Source organism: Acutalibacter sp., from assembly GCF_056800975.1.
Genome location: NZ_JBQISV010000031.1, coordinates 1 through 23663, shown reverse-complemented (window position 1 = coordinate 23663; position 23663 = coordinate 1). Strand labels below are relative to the sequence as shown.

The following is a 23663-nucleotide window of genomic DNA, read 5'->3' as shown; positions in this document are numbered from 1 at the left end:
GCCGGAGGGACGGGTCTTTTGCCGTCCTGCTGCGTTAAAAAATCTTGAAATACGGCAAGTATTCCTGCGATTTTTTGCCTTGCAGGGCGACAAAATCCCTCTCCCCTCTGGCATCCTCCGCCTATGAATACAGGTTCTAAGGCTGTGAAACCATTCCTACAAATCATTAGCGAGGAGGACTATACTATGAATAAACTGGCGCGTACTCTGGCATGGGTCGCTGCGGGCGCTCTGACCGGGGCCGGTCTGGCAAAGCTTCAGAAAATGCGGGCAAAGCGGCAGGAGGAGGCCCGGGAGCTGCGTTTTGGGGGCACCCGGACGCTGGAAACCCCGCGGCTGATTTTGCGGCGGTTTACCCTGGACGACGCGGCGGACATGTATGAAAACTGGGCCAGGGACCCGGAGGTCACCCGATTTTTGACCTGGCAGCCCCATGAGGATGAGGACCAGACCTACAATACTTTAGAGGGCTGGGTGGACCAGTATGAGAAGGGGAACTATTATAACTGGGCCATTGAGCTGAAGGAGCTGGGAGAGCCTATTGGCAACATCTCGGTGGTGGCCCAGAACGAGAAGGTGCGCCAGGCCCATATCGGCTACTGCCTGGGCCGGGAATGGTGGCACCAGGGGATTATGACCGAGGCCCTGCGGGCGGTGATCCCCTATCTGTTCCAGGAGGGGTATCTGCGCATTGACTCCCGGCATAATGTGGACAATCCCCATTCAGGCGGGGTGATGAAAAAGGCGGGGATGCGGTATGAGGGCACCCTGCGTCAGAACGGCTGGGACAATTCCGGGGTGCATGACGAGGCGCTTTACGCCATTCTGGCGGAGGAATATAAGGGAAGCGAGGGCGGTATATGAGGCTTTGCGGCGCGGACATTATTGTAAAGACCATTATTGAGCAGGGCGTTGAGGTGGTGTTCGGCTACCCTGGGGGGCAGATTATCAATGTGTACGACTCGCTGTACAAGTACCGGGACCAGCTGCGGCATGTGCTCACGGCCCACGAGCAGGGCGCTGCCCATGCCGCCGACGGCTATGCCCGGGTGAGCGGCAAGCCGGGCGTGGTGATTGCCACCAGCGGCCCTGGGGCCACCAACCTGGTGACAGGGATTGCCAACGCCTATCTGGACTCGGTGCCCATGGTGGCTATTACGGGCAACGTCCCCAAGCCCCAGCTGGGCACGGACAGCTTTCAGGAAATTGACATTACGGGCATCACCTTGCCCATTACCAAGGACAACTATATTGTGGAGTGTGTGGAGGACCTGGCGGACACCATCCGCAAGGCTTTCCGCATGGCCATGTCCGGCAGGCCGGGGCCGGTGCTGGTGGACGTGCCCAAGGACATTCAGATTGCGCAGTGCGAGTATGAGTCTCAGCCCCCGGTGCGGCCGGAGCCGCCCTTTGCCGCCAAGGACATCCGCATTCAGGAGGCGGCGGCCTGCATCAACGAGGCCAAAAAGCCCTTTATCTATTTTGGCGGGGGAATGCTCAATTCCGGGGCGGAGGAGGAGCTGCTGGCCCTGTCGGACAAGATTTCGGCCCCCATGGGCTGCTCCTTTATGGGCATCTCTGGGGTAGCCACCCAGCACCCCCGCTTTTTGGGAATGCAGGGGATGCACGGGCACTATGCCTCCTCTATGGCCATGCACCACGCGGACTGCATCATTGCCCTGGGCGTGCGCTTTAACGACCGGGTGACAGGAAACCGGGAGAAATTTGCCACCAAGGCCCGGATTGTCCACATTGACGTGGACGGGGCGGAGCTGTCGAAGAACGTCTCCCCTGCCCACGCCCTGCGGGGGGATTTGAAGCTGACCCTGCAGAAGCTGCTGCCCCTGCTGGACGCCCACCAGCACAGCGCCTGGAACCAGGCTGTGGAGCAGCTGCGCAATGACGAGCGGTGGTCCTTGGACCGCCGGGAGGGGATGACGCCCAGAAATATTCTGCTGGCGCTGAACCGCTTTACCGGCGGCGTGCTGCCGGTGGCCACGGACGTGGGCCAGCACCAGATGTGGGCGGCTCAGAGCCTGGACTTCTGCAAGCAGCGGCGGTTTGTTTCCAGCGGAGGCCTGGGCGCCATGGGCTTTGGGCTGGGGGCGGCCATTGGGGCCCAGATTGCCGCGGCGGAAAAGAAGCCCGGGGAGCACGGGGTGCTGATTACCGGGGACGGAAGCTTTGGCATGTGTCTGAACGAGCTGGCTACGGCGGTGCATGAGCAGATTCCCTTGGTGATTGTGCTGATGAACAACGGGGTGCTGGGCATGGTGCGCCAGTGGCAGACCCTGTTTTTTGACAAGCACTACTCCAACACCGTGTTGGACCGGCAGACGGATTTTGTGGCCCTGGCCCAGGCCTTTGGCGCGCAGGGCGTGCGGGCAACGGACCTGGCTCAGCTGGACGCGGCCCTGGAGCAGGCCTTTGCCGGGAAGGGGCCCTTCCTCATTGAGTGCCTGATTGACAAGGACGAGTTTGTGCTGCCCATGCTGCCTCCGGGGGGAAGCATGGACGATATCATTGTAAAGGTGGGTGACTGACATGCCGGGATTCACGTTAGCTGTTCTGGTAAAAAACGAGTTCGGGGTGCTGAACCGGGTGACCAGCATGTTCCGGCGGCGGCGGTTCAACATTAAGAGCCTCAGCGTCAGCGAGACCGAGTCGGACACCAAGTCCCGGATCACCATTGCCTCGGATGGAGGCGGGCGGGGGAAAAACCAGCTGATCGACCAGCTTTACAAGCTGCCGGTGGTGATCTCCATCATGGAGGTGAAGGAGGAGGAGGCCATTATCAGCGAGCTGCTGCTGCTGAAGGTGGAGAACCACCCGGAGCTGCGCAGCGACGTCCACGCCGCCGCCGAGGCCTTTGGGGCCAAGATTGTGGACTACACCCGGGACTCGGTGGTGCTGCAGATGGTGGGCAGCTCACGGAGCATTGACGCCTTTATTGAGGTGATGCAGGACTATACCGTGCTGGAAATCTGCCGCACCGGCGTGATCTCTTTGGAGCGGGGAAGCATCACCATAGAAAAGCGCACGGAAATCTATTGAGAAACGGAGTGATCTTTGGATGATTGAGCTGACCTGGCTGGGGCATTCCTGCTTTCGGGCCCAGTGCGGCGCGTATGCCCTTGTGCTGGACCCCTTTGCCCCTGGCAGCGTGCCGGGGCTGGAGGACATCCATCAGACGGCCCAGGGGGCGCTGTGCAGTCATGAGCACCATGACCACAACTACCGGGAGGGGGTTGTCCTGGCTGACGGAAAGAGCGAAATAGACGTTCAGAGCTATCCCTCTTTCCACGATGACTGCCAAGGAGAGAAGCGGGGGCCCAACCTGATTCATGTGCTGGAGGGCGGGGACGTGCGGGTGGCCCACATGGGCGACATTGGCTGTATGCCCTCGCCGGAAGTGTTGGAAGCCCTTCACGGGGCGGACGCTTTGCTGATTCCTGTGGGGGGACACTACACGGTAGGGCCCCGGGAGGCCATGGAGATTGTAAAGGCGGTGGAGCCCAGGGTGGTGGTTCCCATGCACTACCGGTCGCCGGAGTTTGGCTTTGACGTGCTGGGGCCGGTAGAGGACTTTCTGGCCCTGTGCGGAGACTGGCGCAGGGCGGAAGGAAACCGGATTGAGATCAGCAAGGACACCCAGCCTGGCGTGGTGGTATTGCAGTACCGCAGGCAGGCATGAGGACGGCGGGGCTCAGTCTGGAAGCCCTGACAGAGGAGAACCTGGCTCTGGCCCGGTCGATTGACCGGGGGGATGTGAGCGAGGACTTTGTGGACACGGTTGAGACCCTTTGGGAGCTGACCAGCTGGGGCCGGGAGCGCCGCTGCCTGGGGCACAGCTTTCTGGCCATGGAGGAGGGGCGGTGCGTGGGCGTGATTCTGCTGGGGGAGGCCATCCCCTGGGAGACGGACCCGCCGGAAATGGCGGCGGAGCCCTTTTACCGGCTGATGGGCTTTGTGGTGGACCGGCGCTGCCGGGGCCGGGGGCTGGGAGGCAGGATTCTGGATTTGGCGGTGGAGCGGGTTTTTCGGGACTTTGGGCCCCGGCCCATTGCGCTGGGGGTGCACAGGGATAATCTGGGCGCGGAGAGGTTCTATCTGCGGCGTGGGTTTGTGAAAACCCGGTATATGGAGGGGGACGACTGGTATTTGATCCGGCGGCTGGGGCGGTAGCTTTGGGGTGGGTGTCTTATGACGCGTGACCTTGGACTGGGACTGCATGTGCCCCGCTAGAGAGGCTTATGGCACTGGATTGCTGTTGTCACACTTAGGGCTGGGGTAATTTCAGTATTGCCTCTGTTCTGTACGGAGGGCCTGAAGGAGTCGGGAAACATAATTTGGCAAGTACCGAAAGGTATCACATAAATTTTTGAAAAGAGGTTTTTTGTTATGGCAAGGATTTTCTATCAGCAGGACTGCGATTTGCAGCGGCTCAGCGGCAAGACGGTGGCTATTATCGGGTACGGCTCTCAGGGCCATGCCCATGCCCTGAACCTGAAGGACAGCGGCGTTGACGTGATTGTGGGCCTGTATGAGGGCAGCAGGAGCTGGGCAAGGGCTGAGAGCCAGGGGCTGAAGGTGATGACCTCCGCCGAGGCTGCCAAGGCTGCGGACATTATTATGATTCTCATTAACGACGAGAAGCAGGCCAAGCTCTACAAGGAGAGCATTGAGCCCAATCTCACTGAGGGCAAGACTTTGGCCTTTGCCCATGGGTTCAACATCCACTTTGGGTGCATCAAGCCCCCCAAGAATGTCAACGTGATTATGATCGCCCCCAAGGGCCCCGGCCACACGGTGCGCAGCGAGTATCAGGCCGGCAAGGGCGTACCCTGCCTGATTGCTGTAGAGCAGGACGCCACCGGCGACGCCTGGGACCTGGGCCTAGCCTATGCCCTGGGCATTGGCGGCGCACGGGCCGGAGTGCTGGAGACCACCTTCCGCACGGAGACGGAGACGGATCTGTTTGGTGAGCAGGCGGTGCTGTGCGGCGGCGTGTGCGCTTTGATGCAGGCAGGCTTTGAGACCCTGTGCGAGGCTGGGTATGACCCCCGCAACGCCTATTTTGAGTGCATTCACGAGATGAAGCTGATTGTGGACCTGATTTATCAGAGCGGGTTTGCGGGGATGCGGTATTCTATCTCCAACACCGCGGAGTATGGCGACTATGTCACCGGGCCCAAGATCATCACCGAGGAGACCAAGAAGACCATGAAGAAGATCCTCAGCGATATTCAGGACGGTACCTTTGCCAAGGACTTTTTGCTGGATATGTCTGAGGCCGGGTCTCAGGTGCACTTTAACGCCATGCGCAAGCTGGCCAGCGAGCATCCTGCGGAGAAGGTGGGCGAGGACATCCGCAAGCTGTACAGCTGGAGCGACGAGGATAAGCTAATTAACAACTGAGGCTGTTGGGGAGTGTTGGATGATGGACAAGGAGCTGACGGTCATCCCGTATCTGACCTTTAACGGGAGCTGTGAGGAGGCTGTCAATGTCTATATGGCCGCTTTTGGCGGGGAAATCTACGATATGTCCCGCTGGGACCAGCAGAGCTGTGAGAATCCCCGGCAGGTTGGAAAGGTCATGCACATGGAGTTCCGGCTGGGCGGCACCCGCATGGGGGCTGGGGACAATTTCGACTTTTGCGGGGGAAATATTCCTATCAGGCTGATGGTGCACATGGCCTCTATGGAGGAGGCGCGGCGCGCTATCGATACCCTGGCCCAGGACGGCGGGGCTGTTCTCTCTCCCCTGCGCCCCCACCCTGCCCCGGATGACGGCGGCTGCGGCTCTATGACCCGGGACCGGTTTGGATATCTTTGGATCGTCACCTGCCCGAACCCGGAGAAACAGTAAGGAGGCCATTGATGATGCCTGAGGAAGAGAGCCTTGCCCAGCAAAGGCAGCTGTTTGACATTTACAGCGGCATTCTGTTTAACAATCAGGACTTCGGCTCTGGGAAGCAGGAGAAGATTACTTATGTCTTTGACTGCCCGGAGTATCAAGCCCTGATGGAGAAATACCATATCGGGCAAATTGCCGGGGAGGGCACTGCTTTCCAGCGGGCTGAGCGGCTGTTACATTGGATGTCGCCCAGGCTGAAGCATAAGCCGGATTATGACAACCATGTGCCCATGAACGCCCTGGATTTGCTGGACTACAGCCTGGACAGGCCGGAAAACGGCATGAACTGCCGGAATAAGTCGGTGATTCTCACCGAGTGCTGCCTGGCCCTGGGGATTTATGCCCGGCGGGTGTACATCATGCCCTACTCTCCTTATGATATGGACAACCATGTGGTGACGGAAATCTACGACCCGGAGCTGGAAAAGTGGGTGATGCTGGACCCCACCACGGACGGAATCTTTTTTGACGGGCAGGGCGCGCCTCTCTCCCTGTTGGAGCTGCGGGAGCGGTTTGCCGCCCATAAGCCCGCCGCCTTCACCGGAAGCGAGAAGGAGGAGGAGATGAACGCCTATATTGCCAAGAACCTGTTCCGCTTTATGGTGGACGGGGACAATGGCTTTGGGCTGGCAGACAAGCGGACCCTGTATGTTACGCCCGCCGGCTACCGGGTTAAGGAGAACCAGCTGGCCGCTATGGAGTACCGTTTGGGAGAGATTCCCCCGGACGCTATGCGGCTGCACAAGCTGTTTGCCGACATGCTGGAAAGGGCCCGGGAAAAGCCGGAGCCGGAGGCCTGGGACATCAGTCTGATGGAGGGGAAGCCATGAAAAGATTTTTGGGGTTGGCCCTTGCCCTGTGCCTGATCCTGGGGCTGAGCGGGTGTCAGGTGATTACCCGCAGAATGATGGAGACGGAAGTGGAAAATGAGACCTCTGCCGGTGAGCCGGCCCTTTATGCCCACAGCCTGGAGCTGGCGGGGCTGCTGGAGGAAATGCTCCGCTCGCCGGAGTATTTTGAGCTGATGGGCGGCTCGCAGGGGGTCTCTGACCTGATCATCCCCTTGATGCGCTCGGATTTGTCCCAGCCGGAGAGCGCCTACCTGATTACCCTCTCGGAGGACGCGCTGCCGCTGCTGATGGACACAGCGGAGGTGGACATGGAGGATTTCTCCCCCGGGCTGCGGAAGTTCTTGGAGCGCAGGATGTTCCAGTCCATGCCCACCATTCTGAACTCCCAGCAGGGGGCCGAGACCCTGGCCGCGGCCAGCATTCTCACCGTGTCCCAAGCCTGGGCCGGGGAAAGCCTGGAGGAGAGCTGCTATCTGGTACTCCACTACCCGGACGCCTGCCCGGTGATGGCGTCCTTCTGGGGCGGGGACGGGCTTATGGAGGGCACGGCCACGCTGCTGATTGGCGCAGCCCTGGATGAGGATTCTGTGCAGGGCGTGGCGGCGCTGTTCCAGCAGCTGGGCATGGACGGCATACAGGTGAAACAGCTGGAAATAAACGAAGACTGACTGCTCAGGGTGGGGCCTCTGCCCTGCCCTGTACTTTTTTTGCAAGGAGAATCAAGTATGGTAAGCGACAACATTAAGCTGAGCCCTCAGAATGCCCCCCACCGGGCGTTGTATCACGCGCTGGGGCTGACCGAGGAGGAGATTGCCCGGCCCCTGGTGGGCGTGGTGAGCTCTTATAATGAGATTGTGCCGGGGCATATGAACATTGACAAGATTGTGGACGCGGTGAAGCTGGGCGTGGCCATGGCCGGGGGTACGCCTATCGTCTTCCCTGCCATTGCGGTGTGCGACGGCATTGCCATGGGCCATGTGGGGATGAAATACTCCCTGGTGACCCGGGACCTGATTGCGGACTCTACCGAGGCCATGGCTCTGGCCCACGGCTTTGACGCTTTGGTGATGGTGCCAAACTGCGACAAGAACGTCCCCGGCCTGCTCATGGCCGCTGCCCGGCTGAACCTGCCCACGGTGTTTGTCAGCGGCGGGCCCATGCTGGCGGGGCGTGTGGATGGGCGGAAGACCAGCTTCTCCTCCATCAGCGAGGCGGTGGGAGAGTTTAACGCGGGGAAAATCACCGAGGAAAAGCTGCGGGAGTATGAGTGCAAGACCTGCCCCAGCTGCGGGTCCTGCTCGGGCATGTACACTGCCAACTCCATGAACTGTCTGACCGAGGCCCTGGGCATGGGCCTGCCGGGCAACGGCACCATTCCCGCGGTGTACTCGGCCCGGATTGAGCTGGCCAAGCACGCGGGCATGGCGGTGATGGACATGCTGAAAAAGGACATTCGGCCCCGGGACATTATGACTGAGGAGGCCTTTGGGAACGCGCTGACCGTGGACATGGCCTTGGGGTGCTCTACCAACAGTATGCTGCACCTGCCGGCCATTGCCCATGAGTGCGGGATTGAGATTAACCTGGACATTGCCAACGCCATCAGCGAGAAGACCCCCAACCTGTGCCATCTGGCCCCTGCCGGGCGGACCTATGTGGAGGACCTGGATGAGGCTGGCGGCGTGTACGCCATTATGCACGAGCTGAACAAGAAGGGCCTGCTGAACACAGGCTGTATGACTGTCACCGGGAAAACCGTGGCTGAGAATATTGCCAACACCCCCAACCGCGACCCGGAGGTGATTCGGCCTGTTGAGAGCCCCTATAGTCAGACCGGGGGCATTGCGGTGCTCAAGGGCAGTCTGGCGCCGGAGGGCTGTGTGGTGAAGCGGTCCGCCGTGGCGGAGGAAATGCTGGTGCACCAGGGCCCCGCCCGGGTGTTTGAGTGCGAGGAGGACGCTCAGGCGGCGATCAACAAGGGCAGCATCCAGCCGGGGGACGTGGTGGTCATCCGCTATGAGGGGCCCCGGGGAGGCCCGGGTATGCGGGAGATGCTGAACCCCACCTCCGCCATTATGGGCATGGGGCTGGGGTCCAGCGTGGCGTTGATTACGGACGGGCGTTTCTCCGGGGCCACCCGGGGGGCCTGCGTGGGGCATATCTCCCCTGAGGCGGCCAGCGGCGGGCCCATCGGCATTGTGGAGGAGGGGGACCTGATCCGCATTGACATTCCCGGCCATTCGATTGAGCTGATGATTGATGAGGAGGAGTTTGCCCGGCGCATGGAGGCGTTCACACCTAAAAAGAAGGAGCTCAGCGGCTATCTGAAGCGGTACGCGTCGCTGGTGTCCAGCGGGGCGAAGGGCGCGGTGCTCAATGGATAAGCGAACGCTTTCGCTGCGGCTGCGGTCGCTGACGGTGTTTCGGGGGCTGTTGAAGGACCCGGTGGTTGACGGGCTGCTGGCCTGCATGGAGTGTCCCAGAGAGGACCTGTCCGGCTTTGTGAGCGCCTACAGCGAGTTTGTTGCCAGGCTGTATGAGGCGGGGTATGCCGACCTGACGGAGTATGTGAGAAGCCGGGTGGAGGACAGCGAGAACCCGCTCATCCGGCTGCGCTGCGCAGGGAGGCAGGAGCCCCCCCAGCTGAAAACCAGCGCGGCCGCCGACCTGGACGCGCTGGCTGAGGCGGCGGCAGTCACCCCACAATTTTTGCGGGACGGCACAGGCTATGAGGGGCCGCTGGCGGGGTTTCAGTCCAGCTATGGGGAATTGGCGGCAGAGTATGCCCGGCGGCTGGAGCGTATTGGTCAGGTGGGGTTTGGGGTGTATGCCCGGCACCCCATGTTCCGCCTGAACGGGGCGGGGCGCATTACCCCGGTGGGCAGCCCGGACCCGGTGCGGCTGGGAGACCTGGTAGACTACCAGCGGGAGAAGGAGCTGATTTTGGGCAACACCCGGGCATTGCTGGCAGGCAAGCCCGCGGCCAACATGCTGCTGACCGGAGACGCGGGGACGGGAAAGTCCTCGACTGTGAAGGCGGTGGTGAACGAGCTGTGGCAGGAGGGACTGCGGATTTTGGAGGTGCGCAAGGAACAGCTGCACCTGCTGCCCGGGGTGTTGGAGGAGCTGAAGGAAAACCCGCTGAAGTTTATTTTGTTTATTGACGACCTGAGCTTTCAGCGGGACGACGACGACTTCAGCGCATTGAAGGCCATGCTGGAAGGGTCGGTGTCGGCCAAGAGCCGGAATGTGGCGATTTATGCCACCAGCAACCGGCGGCACCTGGTGAAGGAAACGTTCTCGGACCGGGAGGGGGACGAGGTGCACCGGCAGGACGCCATGCAGGAGATCGTCTCTTTGTCGGAGCGGTTTGGGCTGCGGGTGACCTTTTTGCGGCCGGACAAGGCCACTTATTTGAACATTGTGCGGCGGCTGGCGGCAGAGGGCGGGGCCGGCCTGCCGGACGAGGAGCTGTGCTTGCTGGCGGAGCGGTTTGCCCTGAGCCGGAGCAGCCGCTCGGCCCGGGCGGCCAGGCAGTTTGTGGACGGACTGCTGGCGGGCTGAGCCGGGCCCTGGGGGCGGCGGGATGGAAAAAATTCCCGCCGCCCTTTTGCGTCTTCTGGGCCTTGACTTTCCGGGCTGGGGAGGATATAATTGTTTTACATATTCCTGCTAAATGGAGGGGGACCCAAAATGTGTAAGAAAATACTGAGCTTGGTTTTATGTTTGATATTAGTTGTGGGGACGGGGGTGCCGGGGAGTGCTACGGGTGGTACGACTGGCGATACTGTTACGGTTACGTTTGACCCGAATGGTGGGAAAGTACAATCCAGCGGTTCGAGCCAAACCGGTAAGGTTGAAAAACAGCTTACGGTAGATGGCAGCAATACTTTTGCACAAACATTTACTGATCTTAAGCCGGAAAGAACGGGCTATAAGCACACTGGCTGGTTAAGTTCCAAGAGTAATGCTATAGTTGGAGCCGATACTCAGGTAACGGCGGATCATAATGGAATAACTTTGACCGCTCAGTGGGAGGCCTTGAAATTTACTGTAAAATATAATTTGAATTATGCCCAGCAGGATACGGACGGGCCTGTGGCTCCCAGTGACCCAGCACCTACAAAGGCTGATGGAAAAGCTACTTACGACTCAAACTTTGGGGCTGCTGTTGATGCGCCTGAGAGCAGTATGCTTCCGGTTGGTTATGATTTTGCGGGGTGGTATACCGACGCTACAAATGGAGATGAGGTTACCAGTAATACGAATGTTGCGCCGGCAAATCCTACAGCCAGCACAGAAATTGTGCTTTTTGCCCATTGGACGCCGGTTACCTTGGACGTCACATGTGATTTTAACTACCCGGAGGGGGCTGTGGTGACGGCCAGCCCTGCGCCTGCTGCGCCGAAGTTTGAGGTTACTTATAACGGGACGTATGATGGGCTGAATGGCCAACCGGTGGCGGGGGCAATTCCTCTGGGGTTTAAGTTTGGCAAGTGGATGACTGCGAAGGATGGTACGGGTGATACTGTTGCGTCTGGCGATACTGTCAAAATTACTGCGGACGAGACCCTGTATGCCCAGTGGGAGCGCACCCATTATGTGGTGAGCCTGGACTATTGCCAGGTGGCAAGGCCTGAAAACGCGCCGGAGCATGTGCTGTATGCCACGCCTAAGCCGGACGCGTCTGTGCCCACTACCCGGGCGGACCCGCCGGAGCCGCCCCACCCCAATTACTCGGATGAGCCTCTGCCCTCCCCCACTGCCACGGGGTATACCTTTTTGGGCTGGGCCAAGGACGCGAAAAAGAACGGGGACGGGGTTTTTGTGGTGGACGAGAAGACCCCGGTGGTGGGAACCACGGATGAGGTGAAGGGGGACCACACCCTTTATGCCAAGTGGCAGGGCAGCCAGCACACGGTCACCTTTAACCTGAACTATACCCCGGCGCCCAGCTCTACCCCGGCCCCGGTAAAGGCCAGCTATGGCACCAAGCTGGGGACGCTGCTGCCCACCACCGCGCCTACCCGCAGCGGCTATCAGTTTTTGGGGTGGTATACCGACCCTACGGGCGGGGAGGCGATTACCAATGTCAGTTCCAGAACGGTGCAGGGGGACGTGACCCTGCATGCCCACTGGATTGCCGCCAACACGGTGCAGCTGGAGCTGAACGGCGGGACCCTGCCCAGCGGGACCAGCAGCTCGGTGGTGGTGAGCGAGGGCAACCCCTGGCCCAAGCTGCCGGACCCCACCCGGGAGGGATATCAGTTTGAGGGCTGGTATACCAGCAACACGGAAGGGGTTCAGATTTCGGGGGGCACGGGCGCGGTGGAGGCTCCGATTCCCACCACCCTGTATGCCCGGTGGACGGCGAAGAAGTTCCAGGTGAAATTTGACTATAACGGCGGCGACGGCAGTCAGGACCCCAAGGCCTATACCTATGGGGAGAAGTACAGCCGTTTGCCCAGCAATGCCCAGTGGCCGGGCCACACCTTTTTGGGGTGGTACACCGCGGCCTCGGGGGGCACGCTGGTGAACGGCGAGACCCTGATGACCACGGCCAGCGACCACACCCTGTATGCCCGGTGGGGCTTTCAGGTGAGCTTTGAGCCGGGCATCGGCTTTGGGGAAATGGAGAACCAGATTGCAATTGTGGGCGAGGATTATATTCTGCCGGAATGCGGCTTTACCGCGCCGGAGGGCATGAGCTTTACCAACTGGGCGGTGGGCACTGCCCGGGGGGAGAAGTTCCCGGCGGGCACCCGGTATACCATTGCCCGCAACACCACCCTCTACGCGGTGTGGGAGACGTCGCCCATTTACATCACCGCCACCAGCAGCAGCGGCGGCACGCTGACTGCTTCGGGAGGCGGCAGCGGCCAGATGACCTTTGAGCAGGGCAGCGATGTGACCTTTATTCCCCGGGCCAACCGGGGGTATCAGCTGGCGGACCTGGTGATTGACGGGGAGTCCTGCGGGCCGATGAAGAGCTACACCTTCCAGAATCTGACGGAGGACCATACGATTCACGCGGTGTTTGAGCTGACGCCCCCTCCCTCCTACTCCACCTGCGACCATGGCCGGGACTGCCCGCTGAGCAAGTTCTCGGACTTGCAGCCCAACGCGTGGTATCATGACGCGGTGCACTACTGCATGGACCAGGTGCTGATGAACGGCACGGGGGGCGGGAAGTATTCCCCCAGCGCAAAGGCGGACCGGGCCACCTTGGTCACAGTGCTGTGGCAGGCGGCGGGCTGCCCCTATACCCCCACCACCGGGAGCCTGAGCAAGCCCTTTAAGGATGTGTCGTCCCGGGCATGGTATTACAAGCCGGTGTGCTGGGCTCTTCACAATGGCATTACCAGCGGGTATAGCAACGGCAACTTCGGGCCCAACGACCGGATTACCCGGGAGCAGGTTGTCACCATGCTGTGGCAGTATGCCGGCAGGCCGGACTATACCATTAACCGTATGCCCTATGTGGACACCTGGGCGGTGAGCGATTATGCCTGGAACGCCATGCTTTGGGCCACGGAGAATCAGATCATCAGCGGCAAGGAGAACAACCGGCTGGACCCCAAGGGCTATGCCAGCCGGGCGGAAATTGCCCAGATGATTATGGGCTTTAGGAAGTTTACGGGCGAGGTCTGAGGGAGACAGCGGGGCTTGCCTGGTTGGGACGGATGCTGCTTTGCCTGGGACGATGAGATTGCTTGTCTTGGGCTCTCCCCCATTGGGTTCTTCTGGTGAGGAGCCTGCGGTCTGCGGTGCGGGCTGGATGGGAGAGGCTCCGTTTGTTGTAGAGATGAAATAGAAAAGCGGACTGCCGGGGAAAGGCAGTCCGCTTTTTGCCGCGTTTTCAGGGCCGGCCCTGTTGGGGGAAGGAGGCGGTGAGGGTGAGACGGTCCTTCTGGTAACGGGCGGTGAGGGCGCCGCCCATGCGCTCGGTGAGGGACCGGGCAATGGAGAGCCCCAGGCCTGTGGACTTGCGGGCAGCTTCTACCGTGTAAAAACGGTCGAACAGCTTGGCCGCGTCTACCTCTGTGAGGCCACGGCAGGCGTTGGAGAAAATAACCTCCCCCTGGGGAGTGAGCTCCACAGTCAGGTCGCCGTCGCTGTATTTTACCGCATTGCTCAGCAGATTGGAGAACACCCGGGAGAGGGCGGCGTGGTCCAGCCTGCGCTCTACCCGCGTTTCGGGCATGGTCACCTGGGGCTCGATGCCCCGGGCCCGCAGCACCGCGAAAAAGGCGGCAAGGCTGCTCTCTAAGGCGGCGTTCAGGCTGAGGGGCTCCCCTTCCAGCTCCGGGTCGGAGAGGACCACGCAGTAGCGGAACAGCTCCTCTGTCAGCTGGCGCAGCAGCTGGGCCCGGTCCTGGATGACAGACAAATATTCCTCCGCCCGGGGAGACTTCTCCTCCTGGTCCAGCAGCTCCAGGTAGCCGCAGATGGCGGTGAGGGGGGTGCGCAGGTCGTGGGAAATGTTGGCCACCGCCGCTTTCAGCTCCAGGTCGCCCTGCTGGTAGCGGCGGCGCAGCTCCCGCAGGCGGCGCAGCTCTCGGTTCACGGCAGAGGCCAGGGCGCGCATGGCTCTGTCCCGGGTGGAGATGTCGATGAGGGTGTTGGTGTCTGTGCTGAGCTTTTCGGCAAAGCCCTGGGCAATCTCCCCCGCCGCCTTGCGCATGAGACAGAGCTTGACTGTCAGGCCTGCAATACTCAGGGCCATGAGGGCCAGCAGAATATAAATTGGGTAGGGCACCTGGAACACTTCCTCTCTTTACAGCAGGGACCAGGCGGCCCGGGTGGGACCGCCTGGTATGTTTGATCCTCTATTTCAGGTCTTTGCGGCGGAACAGCGTCAGGCCCAGGCCCAAAAAGAACAGCGTTACGGCGGCGGAGTACAGGGCCAGCTGCCAGCGGGGCGTATATTCTATGGTCTCCACCTGGGCGCCGTCGTCGCTGAATATTCGGTGGCCGTCCCATAGAATCTCCCACAGCTGCCCGCCGGGCTGGATATTGTTGGCGGTGCGGAGAACGGACTGAAGGGGCTCGTCAATATAGCTGGGGTTGGGAATCATGGGGATGTCGTCCGCAGAGATGGGGTTGCCCTCCTTGTCCAGGTACTGCATGGTCTGGTCCCCGTCCTCGTTGGTGGTCATGGTCACGCCGCCGTAATCGGGGATCACCTTGGGACTTTCCAGCGCCAGGCAGATTGCCTGCCCGCCGAACATCAGCCCCAGGCCCACCATGGCGCAGACCACCAGGGCGGAGCGGTTGGCGATGAGCATGGCTGCAAACACGCAGATGGCGGTGAGGGCCAAAAACAGCATCAGAAGCACGGCCAGCCGCAAAGCCACGTTCCCGGGGTTGCCGATGGTGAGCCCCGCGCCGGCAATCAGCACCGCGGACACGGACAGGGCCATAAAGAACAGCTCCATGGCGTAGACCGTGATGAAGTTGCTGAGATACACCGCGGTCCGGCTGCGGCCCACCGTGAGCTTGCAGCGGATGGTGCCGTCGTGATAGCCGGTGTTGATGAACAGGCCGCACAGGCAGGGCAGCAGGATGAACTGCCAGGCCGCGCAGTTGACAATGGTGTTGTCAAGCAGGGCTCCGCCGTTTAAAGAGGCCATTCCCCGCTGGGCTATTGCGTCCCAGGCCGCGCCGGCTGTCAGGATGAATGCCGAGAGCCAGAAGCGTTTGGCGCGGAGCAGGGCGTGAAGGTTTGCGTGTAACAGATGAACCATACCGCCGCCCCCTATTTCAAGTCCTTGCGCCGGAACAGCAGGATTCCCGCGCCGGTAAATACCAGGCTCGTGGCCAGGGCATAGGCCGCCAGCTGCCAGTAGGGGGTCTGGGGCTTGGAGCCGTCCGGCTCCTCATGGCCGTCCTCCAAAATCTCCACCAGCTGCCCCCCGGGCTGGATGTTGTTCACGGTGCGCAGAAAGCTGCGCATGGGCTCCTTCACATACGAGGGGTTGGGCACCCGGGGGATGTCCTCCGGCTTGATGGGATTGCCGTCCTTGTCCAAATACTGGGTGGTTACGGTGCCGTCCTCGTTGGTGGTGAAGCTCACCCCGCCGTAGTCGTCCACCATCTCCGGGCCGGCCAGTCGAGCGTTGACCATCTGGGCGGCCAGGACCAGTCCAACGCCCAGCAGGGCGCAGTACAGCAGCACGGAGCGGTTGGTAATCATCGTGGCCAGCAGGGTGAAGATTGCCGTGAGGGACAGAAACACCAGAAGCAGTATTCCCAGCTTGATTAAGAACTCCTGAGGCCGGGAGAGGCCCCCCAAAAGGGGGAAGCCCACCAGCAGGTAGATAATCTCATAGGCAGTGATATAAATCACGCCTGTCGCGCAGTTGGTGATCAGGTTGGAGAGATATATCCTGGCGCGGGTGTGGCCCACGGTGAGCTTGTTGCGGATGGTGCCGTCGTGGTAGTCTGTGTTGATGAACAGGGCCCCCAGGGCAGGCAGCAAAATAAACAGCAAAATGGCGGACTGGAACAGGCCGGAGTCCAGCTCGGCGGCCAGCCGTTTCATTTTGTTGATGTCCACCACCATGTACACCGCCGTGGCGGCCATCATGAACAGGCCAAGCCAGAACCGCTTGGAGCGGAACATGGCGTAAAGGTTGGCGGAAAGCAGCTTACGCATGGCCCTCGCCCCCTTTGCCGGCGCCTACCAGGCTGAGGAAGTAGCTCTCCAGGCTCTCGTCGTGGTTCTGGATGTTGTAGACCTCGCAGCCCCGCTGGGTGAGGGCGTTGACCAGCTTGCTTACATTGACGGCGTCGTAGACGTCGATCTGCTTGCCGTCGAGAATTTTGTATTCCAGCTCCATCCCGTCCAGCACCAGGGCGGCGGTTTGGGTGCTGCTCACATCGGCCCGCACACACTTGCGGCAGGTGGCCTCCAGCTCTTCGGCGCTGATTTGCCGGAGCATGACGCCTCTGTCGATAAAGCCGTAGTGGGTGGCCAGCTTGTGGAGCTCCTCGAGAATGTGGCTGGAAATGAGCACGGTAATGCTGCGCTCCCGGTTGAGCTTGAGGATGAGCTCCCGAATCTCCACAATGCCCTGGGGGTCCAGGCCGTTGACAGGCTCGTCCAGCACCAAAAAGTCCGGGTCTCCGCACAGGGCCACAGCAATGCCCAGCCGCTGGCGCATACCGAGAGAGAAGTTTCTCGCCTTCTTCCTGCCTGTGCCGCTCAGGCCCACCAGGTCCAGAAGCTCGGGGACGCAGGAGAAGTCGGGCAGGCCCAGTATGCGGCATTGCTGCTTCAGGTTGTTTTCGGCGGTCATGTCCAGGCTGATGGAGGGGGTCTCGATGACCGCGCCCATGCGGCGGCGGGAGCGGTTGATGTCGGGGCTCTCGTTATTCACGCCGTAGAGGCTGTAGGCGCCGTAGGAGGGAGTTTGCAGGCCGCAGACGAGCCGCAGCAGGGTGGTTTTGCCCGCGCCGTTTTTGCCCACCAGGCCGTAGACCGCGCCTTTGGGGACAGAGATGTTGAAGTTTTCCAGCGCGGTGAAGCGGCGGTATTTTTTGCCCAGGGCGTTGGTTTGCAGAACGTATTCCATAGTCACGCATCCTTTCTGTTGGGATGAGGACAGTATACAACAAAAAGGTAAAGAAAGCGGTAAAGGAAAGGGTAAAGAAATCGTAAAGATTTTTACTGGTCCGGCTCCGCAAGCTTAAAGCCGATGCCCCACACTGCCTCTACATACTCCCTTTCCCCTGCCGTGCGCAGCTTGCGCCGGAGATTGCTCACATGCATTTTCAGGGAGCTCTCGGTGCAGTCCGGGGTGTCTTGGGCAATCCGGTCCAACAGCTGGGACTTGGTGACCACCTGGGTGGGCCGGCGCAGCAGCTGGCGGAGAATGGCGTACTCTGTGGGGGTCAGGCGCACCTGCTCCTCCCCGACCCAGGCGCAGCGGGCGGCGCTGTCCAGGGTCAGGCCGCCCCAGGTGAGCCGGTCCCGGTCCCGCTGGGGGCTCTCTCGCAGCCGCACCGCCACCCGGGCCAGCAGCTCACGGGAGTGGAAGGGCTTGGTGACGTAGTCCGCCGCGCCCCCCAGCAGCAGGTCCACCTTGCTGTCCAGCCCGGCTTTGGCGCTGAGGACAATGACCGGCGCGTCGATGTGGGGCAGCAGCTCCTCGCCGGTGAGGCCGGGGAGCATCAGGTCCAGCAGCACCAGGTCCGGAGGGGACTCCTCCAAGCGCAGGAGGGCCTCGGTGCCGGAGTAGGCCCGGGCTACCTGGTAGCCCTGCTGGCTCAGCAGCTCCTCCAGCAGGTTGCCGATGTGCTGGTCGTCGTCTACCACCAGTATTTTGTACAACTTGCCGCCTCCTTTCGGGTATGGGCCGGAGTCTGTTTGGAAAGCACCGCTCTGACAGGGTGTCAGCCCAGGGCTGTCAACAGCTGGCCGCGGGTGAGGGGATGGATGAAGCTCTCGCCAATGTCTTTGATGAGGATGAAACGAAGGCTGTCGCCGTCGCTTTTTTTGTCCAGGGCTGTGGCCTCCACAATCTCCTGGGGGGAGAAGCCGGACTCTGTCGGCAGGCCGTATTGGGCCAGCACCCGGGCAATGCGGTCTTCTGTGCCTGGGGCGGTGAGGCCCAGCCTCTCCCCTGCCCGGCAGGCCAGGACCATGCCCATGCCCACCGCCTCCCCGTGGGAGAGGCCCTGGAAGCTGTGGAGCTTTTCCAGGGCATGGCCGCAGGTGTGGCCGAAATTCAGAATCATCCGCCGGCCGGTGTCATGGGCGTCGGCCTCTACAAAGTCCCGCTTGATGGACACGGAGCGGGCTACCATCTGTTCCATGTCCTCCAGGGCCGCGCCCTGCTCGAATGCTGTGAACAGCGTCTGGTCGGCAATGCAGCCGTGCTTGATGACCTCCCCCAGGCCGTCGTTGAAAAAGTGTTGGGGCAGGCTGCGGAGGGCTTCCGGGTCGGCGAGCACGGCCAGGGGCTGGTGGAAGGCTCCCACCAGGTTTTTGCCAAAGGGCAGGTCCACCCCGGTTTTGCCCCCCACGCTGGCGTCCGCCTGGGACACCAGGCTGGTGGGGAGCTGTACAAAGTCCATGCCCCGCAGGAAGGTGGCTGCGGCAAAGCCGCTCATGTCGCCGGTGACGCCGCCCCCCAGGGCAGCGATCAGGTCGGTGCGGGTAAAGCCGTTTTCGGCCAGGGCCTGGTACATGCCGCTGACGGTGGACAGCTGCTTGTGCTCCTCTCCGGCGGGGAACATGTGGCGGACCACGGGGAAGCCGGCTGCCTGTAGGGAGGCCGCTACCCTGTCGCCGTAAAGGGGCATGACATGGGCGTCGCTGATGAGCATGACCTTGGCGCCGGGCTTTTTCAGGGGGCGGATGAGCTCGCCCACCCGGTTCAGCACGCCGTTTTCTACGGTGACGGTGTAGGGGCGGTGGGTTTTTACTTCTATTTTCATGGGAGTACCTCCAAAAGTGTGGGCTGTGGGGAGAGCGGGGGCTTGTCTGCTGGCGGGCGGGGAGGGAAGCTCAGCGAGCGCGGACGCGCGGGGTTTGCGCGGGCGCGGAAGGTTTGCGGAGCAAAGCTTCCTCCCCTTGCGGAGCAAGGGGGCGAGCGGCCTGTTTGCGGGGGCGCGCGTTTATCCCACCTGCCGTTTGATCTGGGCGGCGGTGCGCAGCAGCGAGCGGAGCTCCTCCTGGTCCCGGCGGTCCACCGCGTCCCGCAGTCTGGAAAGATTGGCGATCAGCTGGTCCAGCTCCTGGGTCAGGGCCTTCTGGTTGTCCAGAAACAGGCGGCTCCACAGGGCGTCGTTGATGTTCGCCACCCGGGACACGTCCCGGTAGCTGCCGGCGGAAAAGCCCTGGTGCTCCGGGCAGCGGGGGCTCATGACGTAGGCGCAGGCCAGGGCGTGAGGCAGCTGGGAGGTAAAGGCAATCATCTGGTCGTGGCGGGCCGGGGTGGTGCGCACTACCCGGCCAAAGCCCATCTCCTCCGCCCGCTCCCGCACCAGGGCCATGGCCCAGTCCGGCGCGCCGGTGTCTACCAGAATATAGGAGGCCCCTACGAAGATGCTGGGGTCGCTGGCAGCAAAGCCGCTGCGCTCTTTGCCTGCCATGGGGTGGCCGGCCACAAAGGTATATTGCCCCGGCAGCGCCGCCATAGCCGCGCAGAGCTCCTCTTTTACCCCGCAGGCGTCGGTGAGCACAGAGCCCGCCTTCAGCAGGGGCCCATACTCCCGGGCAAAGGCCAGAGCTCCCTCCGGGTACACGCACAGGTACACCAGGTCGGCGGTTTTCAGGTCGTCACGGCCAGCCTTGCCGTCGATGGCCCCGCAGGAACAGGCGTCCAGCAGGGCGTCCTCGTCCTGGTCCATTCCCAGAACCTGGTGGCTGGTGTTCTGCTTGAGGGCCTTGGCCATGGAGCCCCCGATCAGGCCCAGTCCCACGATGACGATTTTCAGAGGCTTCATAGGCTCTGCACCGTGCGGAACACCTGGGACACTTTTTTAGCCAGGGTCTCGAACTGGGCGGGCGTGATGGACTGGGCGCCGTCGCACAGGGCATGGGGCGGGTCGTTGTGGACCTCGATGATGAGGCCGTCGGCCCCCACTGCCGCCGCCGCAATGGCCAGGGGCTCGATGAGCCAGCTGACGCCGCTGGCGTGGCTGGGGTCCACAATGACAGGCAGGTGGGACAGCCGTTTGAGCACCGGCACCGCGGAGATGTCCAGAGTGTTGCGGGTCATGGTCTCATAGGTGCGGATGCCCCGCTCGCAGAGAATGACCTGCTGGTTGCCCTCGGCCATGATGTATTCGGCGCTCATGAGCAGCTCCTCGATGGTGTTGGCCAGGCCCCGCTTGAGCAGAATGGGCTTTTGGAGCTTGCCCAGCTGCTTGAGCAGCTCGAAGTTCTGCATGTTTCGGGCTCCTACCTGAATCACGTCGACATTGTCGAACAGGGGCAGGTGCTCGATGCTCATGATCTCGGTGACAATGGGCAGGCCGGTCTTCTTTTTGGCCTGGGACAGAAGCTGCAGGCCCTCGGCCTTCATGCCCTGAAAGGCATAGGGAGAGGTGCGGGGCTTGAAGGCTCCGCCCCGAAGGAACGCGGCCCCGCTGGCCTTGACGCTTTCGGCCACAGAGCAGATCTGGGCCTCGCTCTCTACAGAGCAGGGGCCGGCAATGAGGGCCAGGGCTCCCCCGCCGATCTGCTGGCCGCCGGGAAGGGTGATGACCGTGTCCTCGGGATGGAACTTGCGGTTGGCCTTTTTGTAGGGCTCCTGCACCCGGCGGACAGACTCCACCACGTCCTGGGCGGCGATGTATTCGTCGTCTACCGCAGTGGTGTCGCCCAGCAGGCCCAGCACGGTGCTGTGGGCGCCTACCCAGGTGTTGACAGTCACATCATAGGAGCTGATGAGCTTTTGGATGAAATGGTCGATTTTCTCTTGGTTCTGCTGGGGCTTCAGTACAATGATCATGGGAATCTTCCTTTCTGTATCTCAGGATTTCCGCGCCGGCTCCGCTGGGAAAGGGCACAAAAAAGCGGAGCTCCACGGCTCCGCGCAAGGCCCGGGATCTTCCTCGGGCAGACCCTTCCCCGCCGGTCAGGCACAGCCTGACCCGGGGGCAGAGGCATGACGGCCGCCGGTGAAATTCCTCCACGCCAAATAAGCCTGCTTGGTAAATCGCAGGCTGAAGCAGATGGTATACTGCCGGGGACAAGTGGGGTTCATAGGACGGCTCCTCTGTTCTCTTTCTGGGGCTTGTTTGAAAAATCGAAACCGCCGTCTTTTTACCCAGAAGCAATCATCTTCTGCGTGGAAAATCCTCGTAATACGCAAGTATTGGCGTAGTTAGCGTAGCTAACTACAGCGGTTCTTCTCCTTGAAGCTGACCGCCTCTGGTCAAAATTCCGTCATTTCCTCTATTTTCAAACAAGCCCTACTGGTCTGGTGTCATTTTACCGCATTTTGTCCTGGATGTCAAGCCCCAGCACCACATCGGCCACCCGGCGGGCCACTGTCACCGGGGGCGCGCCCGCGTCAATGGTCAGGTCCGCCGCAGCCCGGTAAAGGGGCGCGCGCTGGCGGAACAGCTCCTCAATCACCCGGCGGCGGTCCGGCACCTGAAGCAGAGGGCGGCGTTTGTCGTTTTTCAGCCGCTCCTGCAGGGCCGGCAGAGGGGCGTCCAGAAAGAGGATGGCCCCCCCCTGCCTGTGGAAGGCCCGGACGTTTTCCTCCCGCAGCACCGTGCCCCCGCCGCTGGCGATAATCAGCCCGGGGAGCCCGGCGGTCTCCTCTACGGCCCGGGCCTCCCGCTGGCGGAAGCCCTCTTCTCCGAACCGGGCGAAAATCTCCGACACGGTCAGGCCCTCCTTCTGCTCAATGTACTGGTCCAGGTCGCAGAACTCCCGGTTCAGCAGCCGGGCGGCCCGCCGGCCCACACTGGTTTTGCCGCAGCCCATGAAGCCGCACAGAATCAGATTGCCCTTGCCCAGTTGCTTTTTCATGGCTCTCTCCCTCCAAACAGGCGGGGCAGCTCGGCCTGGGCGCTGGCAATCAGCTGGTGCAGGTCTTCGGGGTCGAATCCCGTGCCGTACCATATCTTGTGGGAATAAGCGGCTTGACACACCAGCATCCCCATGCCGGGGACCGCCGTGACGCCCTGCTCCCGGGCTCTTTGGAGCAGCAGGGTGTCGGCGGGATTGTAGACCGCATCGAACACGGCCCGGCAGCGGCTGATCACCTGGGCGCTTACCGGGCAGGCGTTGGTATGGGGGCGCATGCCCACGCTGGTGGTGTTGACCAGCAGGTCGTACTGCCCGGCCCGGTCCTCCTCCAGCTCCTGATAGCTCGTCACCTGGACCCGGAAGCTCTGGTCTCCCCGCTTGCGGGCAAAGTCCGCCAGCCCCTCCGCCAGGGCCATGGCCTTTGCATAGGAGCCCTCCCGGTGGGCTATGACCAGGTCAAAATCCGGCTGCTGCACGGCCGCCTGGAAGGCCACGGCCCGGGCCGCGCCGCCGTTGCCCAGAATCAGCACGCGCCCGTGAAAGTCCAGGCCATGAATGGCAAGGGACATGGCCGCGCCGGGGCCGTCGGTGGTGTAGCCGTGGAGCCTGCCGTCCACAACCTTCACGGTGTTCACCGAGCCGCACAGCCTGGCGTTTTCGCACATGTCCTCCAGGTAGGGTATGATAGCGCTTTTGTGCGGTATTGTGACATTAAAGCAGTTCAGCCGGCACAGCTGGGGCAGGGCGGCGGGCAGGTCCGGCACGTCCAGCACAGCGTACTCCATGGGGATATGGGACATTTCAAACAATTTTTTTTGTATAAACGGCGACATGGTATGGGCAATCGGATGGCCGATTACTGCCGCTTTCTGAATATCCAAGGGATTCCACTCCTTTTTTTTGCAGGTTTGGCAAGTTTTTTTCATTTGATGGTTGACAAAGTGGAGCGCAGTCAATAAAATGGAGATATGCACCGGCCCGCATACCGGGCGGGAGTGACAACCGCCCCAGGGGGTATTATACCACAGGGGCGCGGGTTTTGTCCATATGCCGAGCGAACCGGCGGAACGAAAACCAAAAACAGAAATTTAGGAGGCACGGTAAAGATGGTACTGGAAAAAATTAAGGCCATACTCAGCGAACAGTTCAGCGTGGAGGAGGACACAATCACGGCGGACACCCTGTTGGAGGACGACCTGGGGGCGGATTCTTTGGACGTGGTGGACCTGCTGATGACCATTGAGGACGACTTTGAGGTGGAGATCCCCGACGAGGAAGTGGAAAACATCAAAACGGTGGGCGCTTTGGTGGAGTACATTGAGAGCCACTCTCAGGATTGAGCCCAGCTTCAGGCCCGCGGCAGAGCCTCTGCCCGGGCTTTTTCCTCTTTCTTACCAGC

Annotated in this window: 23 protein-coding genes and 1 pseudogene; 14 read left to right on the top strand and 10 right to left on the bottom strand. The window is 61.5% G+C overall.

Annotated elements, in window-relative coordinates; translation table 11 throughout:
• Window positions 1-186 precede the first annotated feature (186 nt).
• The 13 genes and pseudogenes from ACTO5E_RS05255 (at window position 187) to ACTO5E_RS05195 (ending at window position 13419) form a co-directional block, all read left to right on the top strand.
• Window positions 187-864: a GNAT family N-acetyltransferase gene (locus tag ACTO5E_RS05255; protein WP_482302191.1), complete on the top strand. Its 678-nt coding sequence runs from the start codon at window positions 187-189 to the stop codon at window positions 862-864.
• Window positions 861-2543 carry a biosynthetic-type acetolactate synthase large subunit gene (ilvB, locus tag ACTO5E_RS05250; protein WP_482302189.1) on the top strand — a complete coding sequence of 561 codons (1683 nt, stop codon included), beginning with the start codon at window positions 861-863 and terminating at the stop codon, window positions 2541-2543. Before ACTO5E_RS05255 ends, ilvB begins: the two co-directional genes overlap by 4 nt.
• 1 nt (window position 2544) lies before the next feature.
• On the top strand, window positions 2545-3054 hold the full coding sequence (gene ilvN, locus ACTO5E_RS05245) for an acetolactate synthase small subunit (RefSeq protein WP_482302187.1): 510 nt from the start codon (window positions 2545-2547) through the stop codon (window positions 3052-3054).
• A 19-nt stretch (window positions 3055-3073) separates the two neighbouring features.
• On the top strand, window positions 3074-3694 hold the full coding sequence (locus tag ACTO5E_RS05240; protein WP_482302185.1) for an MBL fold metallo-hydrolase: 621 nt from the start codon (window positions 3074-3076) through the stop codon (window positions 3692-3694).
• Window positions 3691-4185, top strand: a complete 495-nt coding sequence (locus tag ACTO5E_RS05235; protein WP_482302183.1) for a GNAT family N-acetyltransferase — start codon at window positions 3691-3693, stop codon at window positions 4183-4185. Before ACTO5E_RS05240 ends, ACTO5E_RS05235 begins: the two co-directional genes overlap by 4 nt.
• Before the next feature lie 216 nt (window positions 4186-4401).
• A complete protein-coding gene (gene ilvC, locus ACTO5E_RS05230; RefSeq protein ID WP_482302181.1) occupies window positions 4402-5418 on the top strand; it encodes a ketol-acid reductoisomerase in 1017 nt (338 codons plus the stop codon).
• A gap of 19 nt (window positions 5419-5437) precedes the next feature.
• Window positions 5438-5869 (top strand): VOC family protein, encoded by a 432-nt coding sequence (locus ACTO5E_RS05225; RefSeq protein WP_482302179.1) that lies wholly within the window; start codon window positions 5438-5440, stop codon window positions 5867-5869.
• 11 nt (window positions 5870-5880) lie between these two features.
• Window positions 5881-6747, top strand: a complete 867-nt coding sequence (locus tag ACTO5E_RS05220; protein ID WP_482302177.1) for a transglutaminase-like domain-containing protein — start codon at window positions 5881-5883, stop codon at window positions 6745-6747.
• Window positions 6744-7436 (top strand): hypothetical protein, encoded by a 693-nt coding sequence (locus tag ACTO5E_RS05215; protein WP_482302176.1) that lies wholly within the window; start codon window positions 6744-6746, stop codon window positions 7434-7436. The genes ACTO5E_RS05220 and ACTO5E_RS05215 overlap by 4 nt, the downstream gene beginning before the upstream one ends.
• Window positions 7437-7493: 57 nt before the next feature.
• On the top strand, window positions 7494-9152 hold the full coding sequence (gene ilvD, locus ACTO5E_RS05210; protein ID WP_482302174.1) for a dihydroxy-acid dehydratase: 1659 nt from the start codon (window positions 7494-7496) through the stop codon (window positions 9150-9152).
• Window positions 9145-10332 carry an ATP-binding protein gene (locus tag ACTO5E_RS05205; protein ID WP_482302173.1) on the top strand — a complete coding sequence of 396 codons (1188 nt, stop codon included), beginning with the start codon at window positions 9145-9147 and terminating at the stop codon, window positions 10330-10332. Before ilvD ends, ACTO5E_RS05205 begins: the two co-directional genes overlap by 8 nt.
• Before the next feature lie 129 nt (window positions 10333-10461).
• Window positions 10462-11091, top strand: a pseudogene (locus ACTO5E_RS05200) (InlB B-repeat-containing protein); the annotation flags it as partial.
• Window positions 11092-11103: 12 nt separating this feature from the next.
• Window positions 11104-13419 (top strand): InlB B-repeat-containing protein, encoded by a 2316-nt coding sequence (locus ACTO5E_RS05195; protein WP_482302192.1) that lies wholly within the window; start codon window positions 11104-11106, stop codon window positions 13417-13419.
• Between the two features lie 208 nt (window positions 13420-13627).
• Here ACTO5E_RS05195 and ACTO5E_RS05190 read toward each other — a convergent pair whose 3' ends face one another.
• The 10 genes from ACTO5E_RS05190 to ACTO5E_RS05145 all read right to left on the bottom strand — a co-directional run bounded on the left by ACTO5E_RS05190 (window position 13628) and on the right by ACTO5E_RS05145 (window position 23145).
• Window positions 13628-14527 carry a sensor histidine kinase gene (locus tag ACTO5E_RS05190; RefSeq protein WP_482302171.1) on the bottom strand — a complete coding sequence of 300 codons (900 nt, stop codon included), beginning with the start codon at window positions 14525-14527 and terminating at the stop codon, window positions 13628-13630.
• 70 nt (window positions 14528-14597) lie between these two features.
• Window positions 14598-15515 carry an ABC-2 transporter permease gene (locus tag ACTO5E_RS05185; RefSeq protein WP_482302169.1) on the bottom strand — a complete coding sequence of 306 codons (918 nt, stop codon included), beginning with the start codon at window positions 15513-15515 and terminating at the stop codon, window positions 14598-14600.
• Between the two features lie 11 nt (window positions 15516-15526).
• Entirely contained in the window at window positions 15527-16426 is a 900-nt protein-coding gene (locus ACTO5E_RS05180) for an ABC transporter permease subunit (RefSeq protein ID WP_482302168.1), read from the bottom strand.
• Window positions 16419-17345, bottom strand: a complete 927-nt coding sequence (locus ACTO5E_RS05175) for an ATP-binding cassette domain-containing protein (RefSeq protein ID WP_482302167.1) — start codon at window positions 17343-17345, stop codon at window positions 16419-16421. Before ACTO5E_RS05175 ends, ACTO5E_RS05180 begins: the two co-directional genes overlap by 8 nt.
• Window positions 17346-17437: 92 nt before the next feature.
• Window positions 17438-18103: a response regulator transcription factor gene (locus ACTO5E_RS05170; protein ID WP_482302166.1), complete on the bottom strand. Its 666-nt coding sequence runs from the start codon at window positions 18101-18103 to the stop codon at window positions 17438-17440.
• A 62-nt stretch (window positions 18104-18165) separates the two neighbouring features.
• Complete coding sequence (gene aroB / locus ACTO5E_RS05165; protein WP_482302165.1) at window positions 18166-19212, bottom strand: 3-dehydroquinate synthase; 1047 nt, start codon at window positions 19210-19212, stop codon at window positions 18166-18168.
• Window positions 19213-19392: 180 nt separating this feature from the next.
• Window positions 19393-20223 carry a prephenate dehydrogenase gene (locus ACTO5E_RS05160; protein WP_482302164.1) on the bottom strand — a complete coding sequence of 277 codons (831 nt, stop codon included), beginning with the start codon at window positions 20221-20223 and terminating at the stop codon, window positions 19393-19395.
• On the bottom strand, window positions 20220-21233 hold the full coding sequence (gene aroF / locus ACTO5E_RS05155; RefSeq protein WP_482302163.1) for a 3-deoxy-7-phosphoheptulonate synthase: 1014 nt from the start codon (window positions 21231-21233) through the stop codon (window positions 20220-20222). The genes ACTO5E_RS05160 and aroF overlap by 4 nt, the downstream gene beginning before the upstream one ends.
• Before the next feature lie 482 nt (window positions 21234-21715).
• Complete coding sequence (locus ACTO5E_RS05150) at window positions 21716-22264, bottom strand: shikimate kinase (protein WP_482302162.1); 549 nt, start codon at window positions 22262-22264, stop codon at window positions 21716-21718.
• Window positions 22261-23145 (bottom strand): shikimate dehydrogenase family protein, encoded by an 885-nt coding sequence (locus ACTO5E_RS05145; RefSeq protein WP_482302161.1) that lies wholly within the window; start codon window positions 23143-23145, stop codon window positions 22261-22263. Before ACTO5E_RS05145 ends, ACTO5E_RS05150 begins: the two co-directional genes overlap by 4 nt.
• A 225-nt stretch (window positions 23146-23370) precedes the next feature.
• Between ACTO5E_RS05145 and acpP the strand changes: the two genes are divergently transcribed.
• Window positions 23371-23604 (top strand): acyl carrier protein, encoded by a 234-nt coding sequence (acpP, locus tag ACTO5E_RS05140; RefSeq protein WP_482302159.1) that lies wholly within the window; start codon window positions 23371-23373, stop codon window positions 23602-23604.
• The last annotated feature ends 59 nt before the right edge of the window (window positions 23605-23663 follow it).

Coding starts and splice junctions, on each gene's coding strand:
- ACTO5E_RS05255 (WP_482302191.1), top strand. CDS start 187: ATGAATAAACTGGCGCGTACTCTGGCATGGGTCGCTGCGGGCGCTCTG.
- ilvB (WP_482302189.1), top strand. CDS start 861: ATGAGGCTTTGCGGCGCGGACATTATTGTAAAGACCATTATTGAGCAG.
- ilvN (WP_482302187.1), top strand. CDS start 2,545: ATGCCGGGATTCACGTTAGCTGTTCTGGTAAAAAACGAGTTCGGGGTG.
- ACTO5E_RS05240 (WP_482302185.1), top strand. CDS start 3,074: ATGATTGAGCTGACCTGGCTGGGGCATTCCTGCTTTCGGGCCCAGTGC.
- ACTO5E_RS05235 (WP_482302183.1), top strand. CDS start 3,691: ATGAGGACGGCGGGGCTCAGTCTGGAAGCCCTGACAGAGGAGAACCTG.
- ilvC (WP_482302181.1), top strand. CDS start 4,402: ATGGCAAGGATTTTCTATCAGCAGGACTGCGATTTGCAGCGGCTCAGC.
- ACTO5E_RS05225 (WP_482302179.1), top strand. CDS start 5,438: ATGATGGACAAGGAGCTGACGGTCATCCCGTATCTGACCTTTAACGGG.
- ACTO5E_RS05220 (WP_482302177.1), top strand. CDS start 5,881: ATGATGCCTGAGGAAGAGAGCCTTGCCCAGCAAAGGCAGCTGTTTGAC.
- ACTO5E_RS05215 (WP_482302176.1), top strand. CDS start 6,744: ATGAAAAGATTTTTGGGGTTGGCCCTTGCCCTGTGCCTGATCCTGGGG.
- ilvD (WP_482302174.1), top strand. CDS start 7,494: ATGGTAAGCGACAACATTAAGCTGAGCCCTCAGAATGCCCCCCACCGG.
- ACTO5E_RS05205 (WP_482302173.1), top strand. CDS start 9,145: ATGGATAAGCGAACGCTTTCGCTGCGGCTGCGGTCGCTGACGGTGTTT.
- ACTO5E_RS05185 (WP_482302169.1), bottom strand. CDS start 15,515: ATGGTTCATCTGTTACACGCAAACCTTCACGCCCTGCTCCGCGCCAAA.
- ACTO5E_RS05180 (WP_482302168.1), bottom strand. CDS start 16,426: ATGCGTAAGCTGCTTTCCGCCAACCTTTACGCCATGTTCCGCTCCAAG.
- ACTO5E_RS05175 (WP_482302167.1), bottom strand. CDS start 17,345: ATGGAATACGTTCTGCAAACCAACGCCCTGGGCAAAAAATACCGCCGC.
- aroB (WP_482302165.1), bottom strand. CDS start 19,212: ATGAAAATAGAAGTAAAAACCCACCGCCCCTACACCGTCACCGTAGAA.
- ACTO5E_RS05160 (WP_482302164.1), bottom strand. CDS start 20,223: ATGAAGCCTCTGAAAATCGTCATCGTGGGACTGGGCCTGATCGGGGGC.
- aroF (WP_482302163.1), bottom strand. CDS start 21,233: ATGATCATTGTACTGAAGCCCCAGCAGAACCAAGAGAAAATCGACCAT.
- ACTO5E_RS05150 (WP_482302162.1), bottom strand. CDS start 22,264: ATGAAAAAGCAACTGGGCAAGGGCAATCTGATTCTGTGCGGCTTCATG.
- acpP (WP_482302159.1), top strand. CDS start 23,371: ATGGTACTGGAAAAAATTAAGGCCATACTCAGCGAACAGTTCAGCGTG.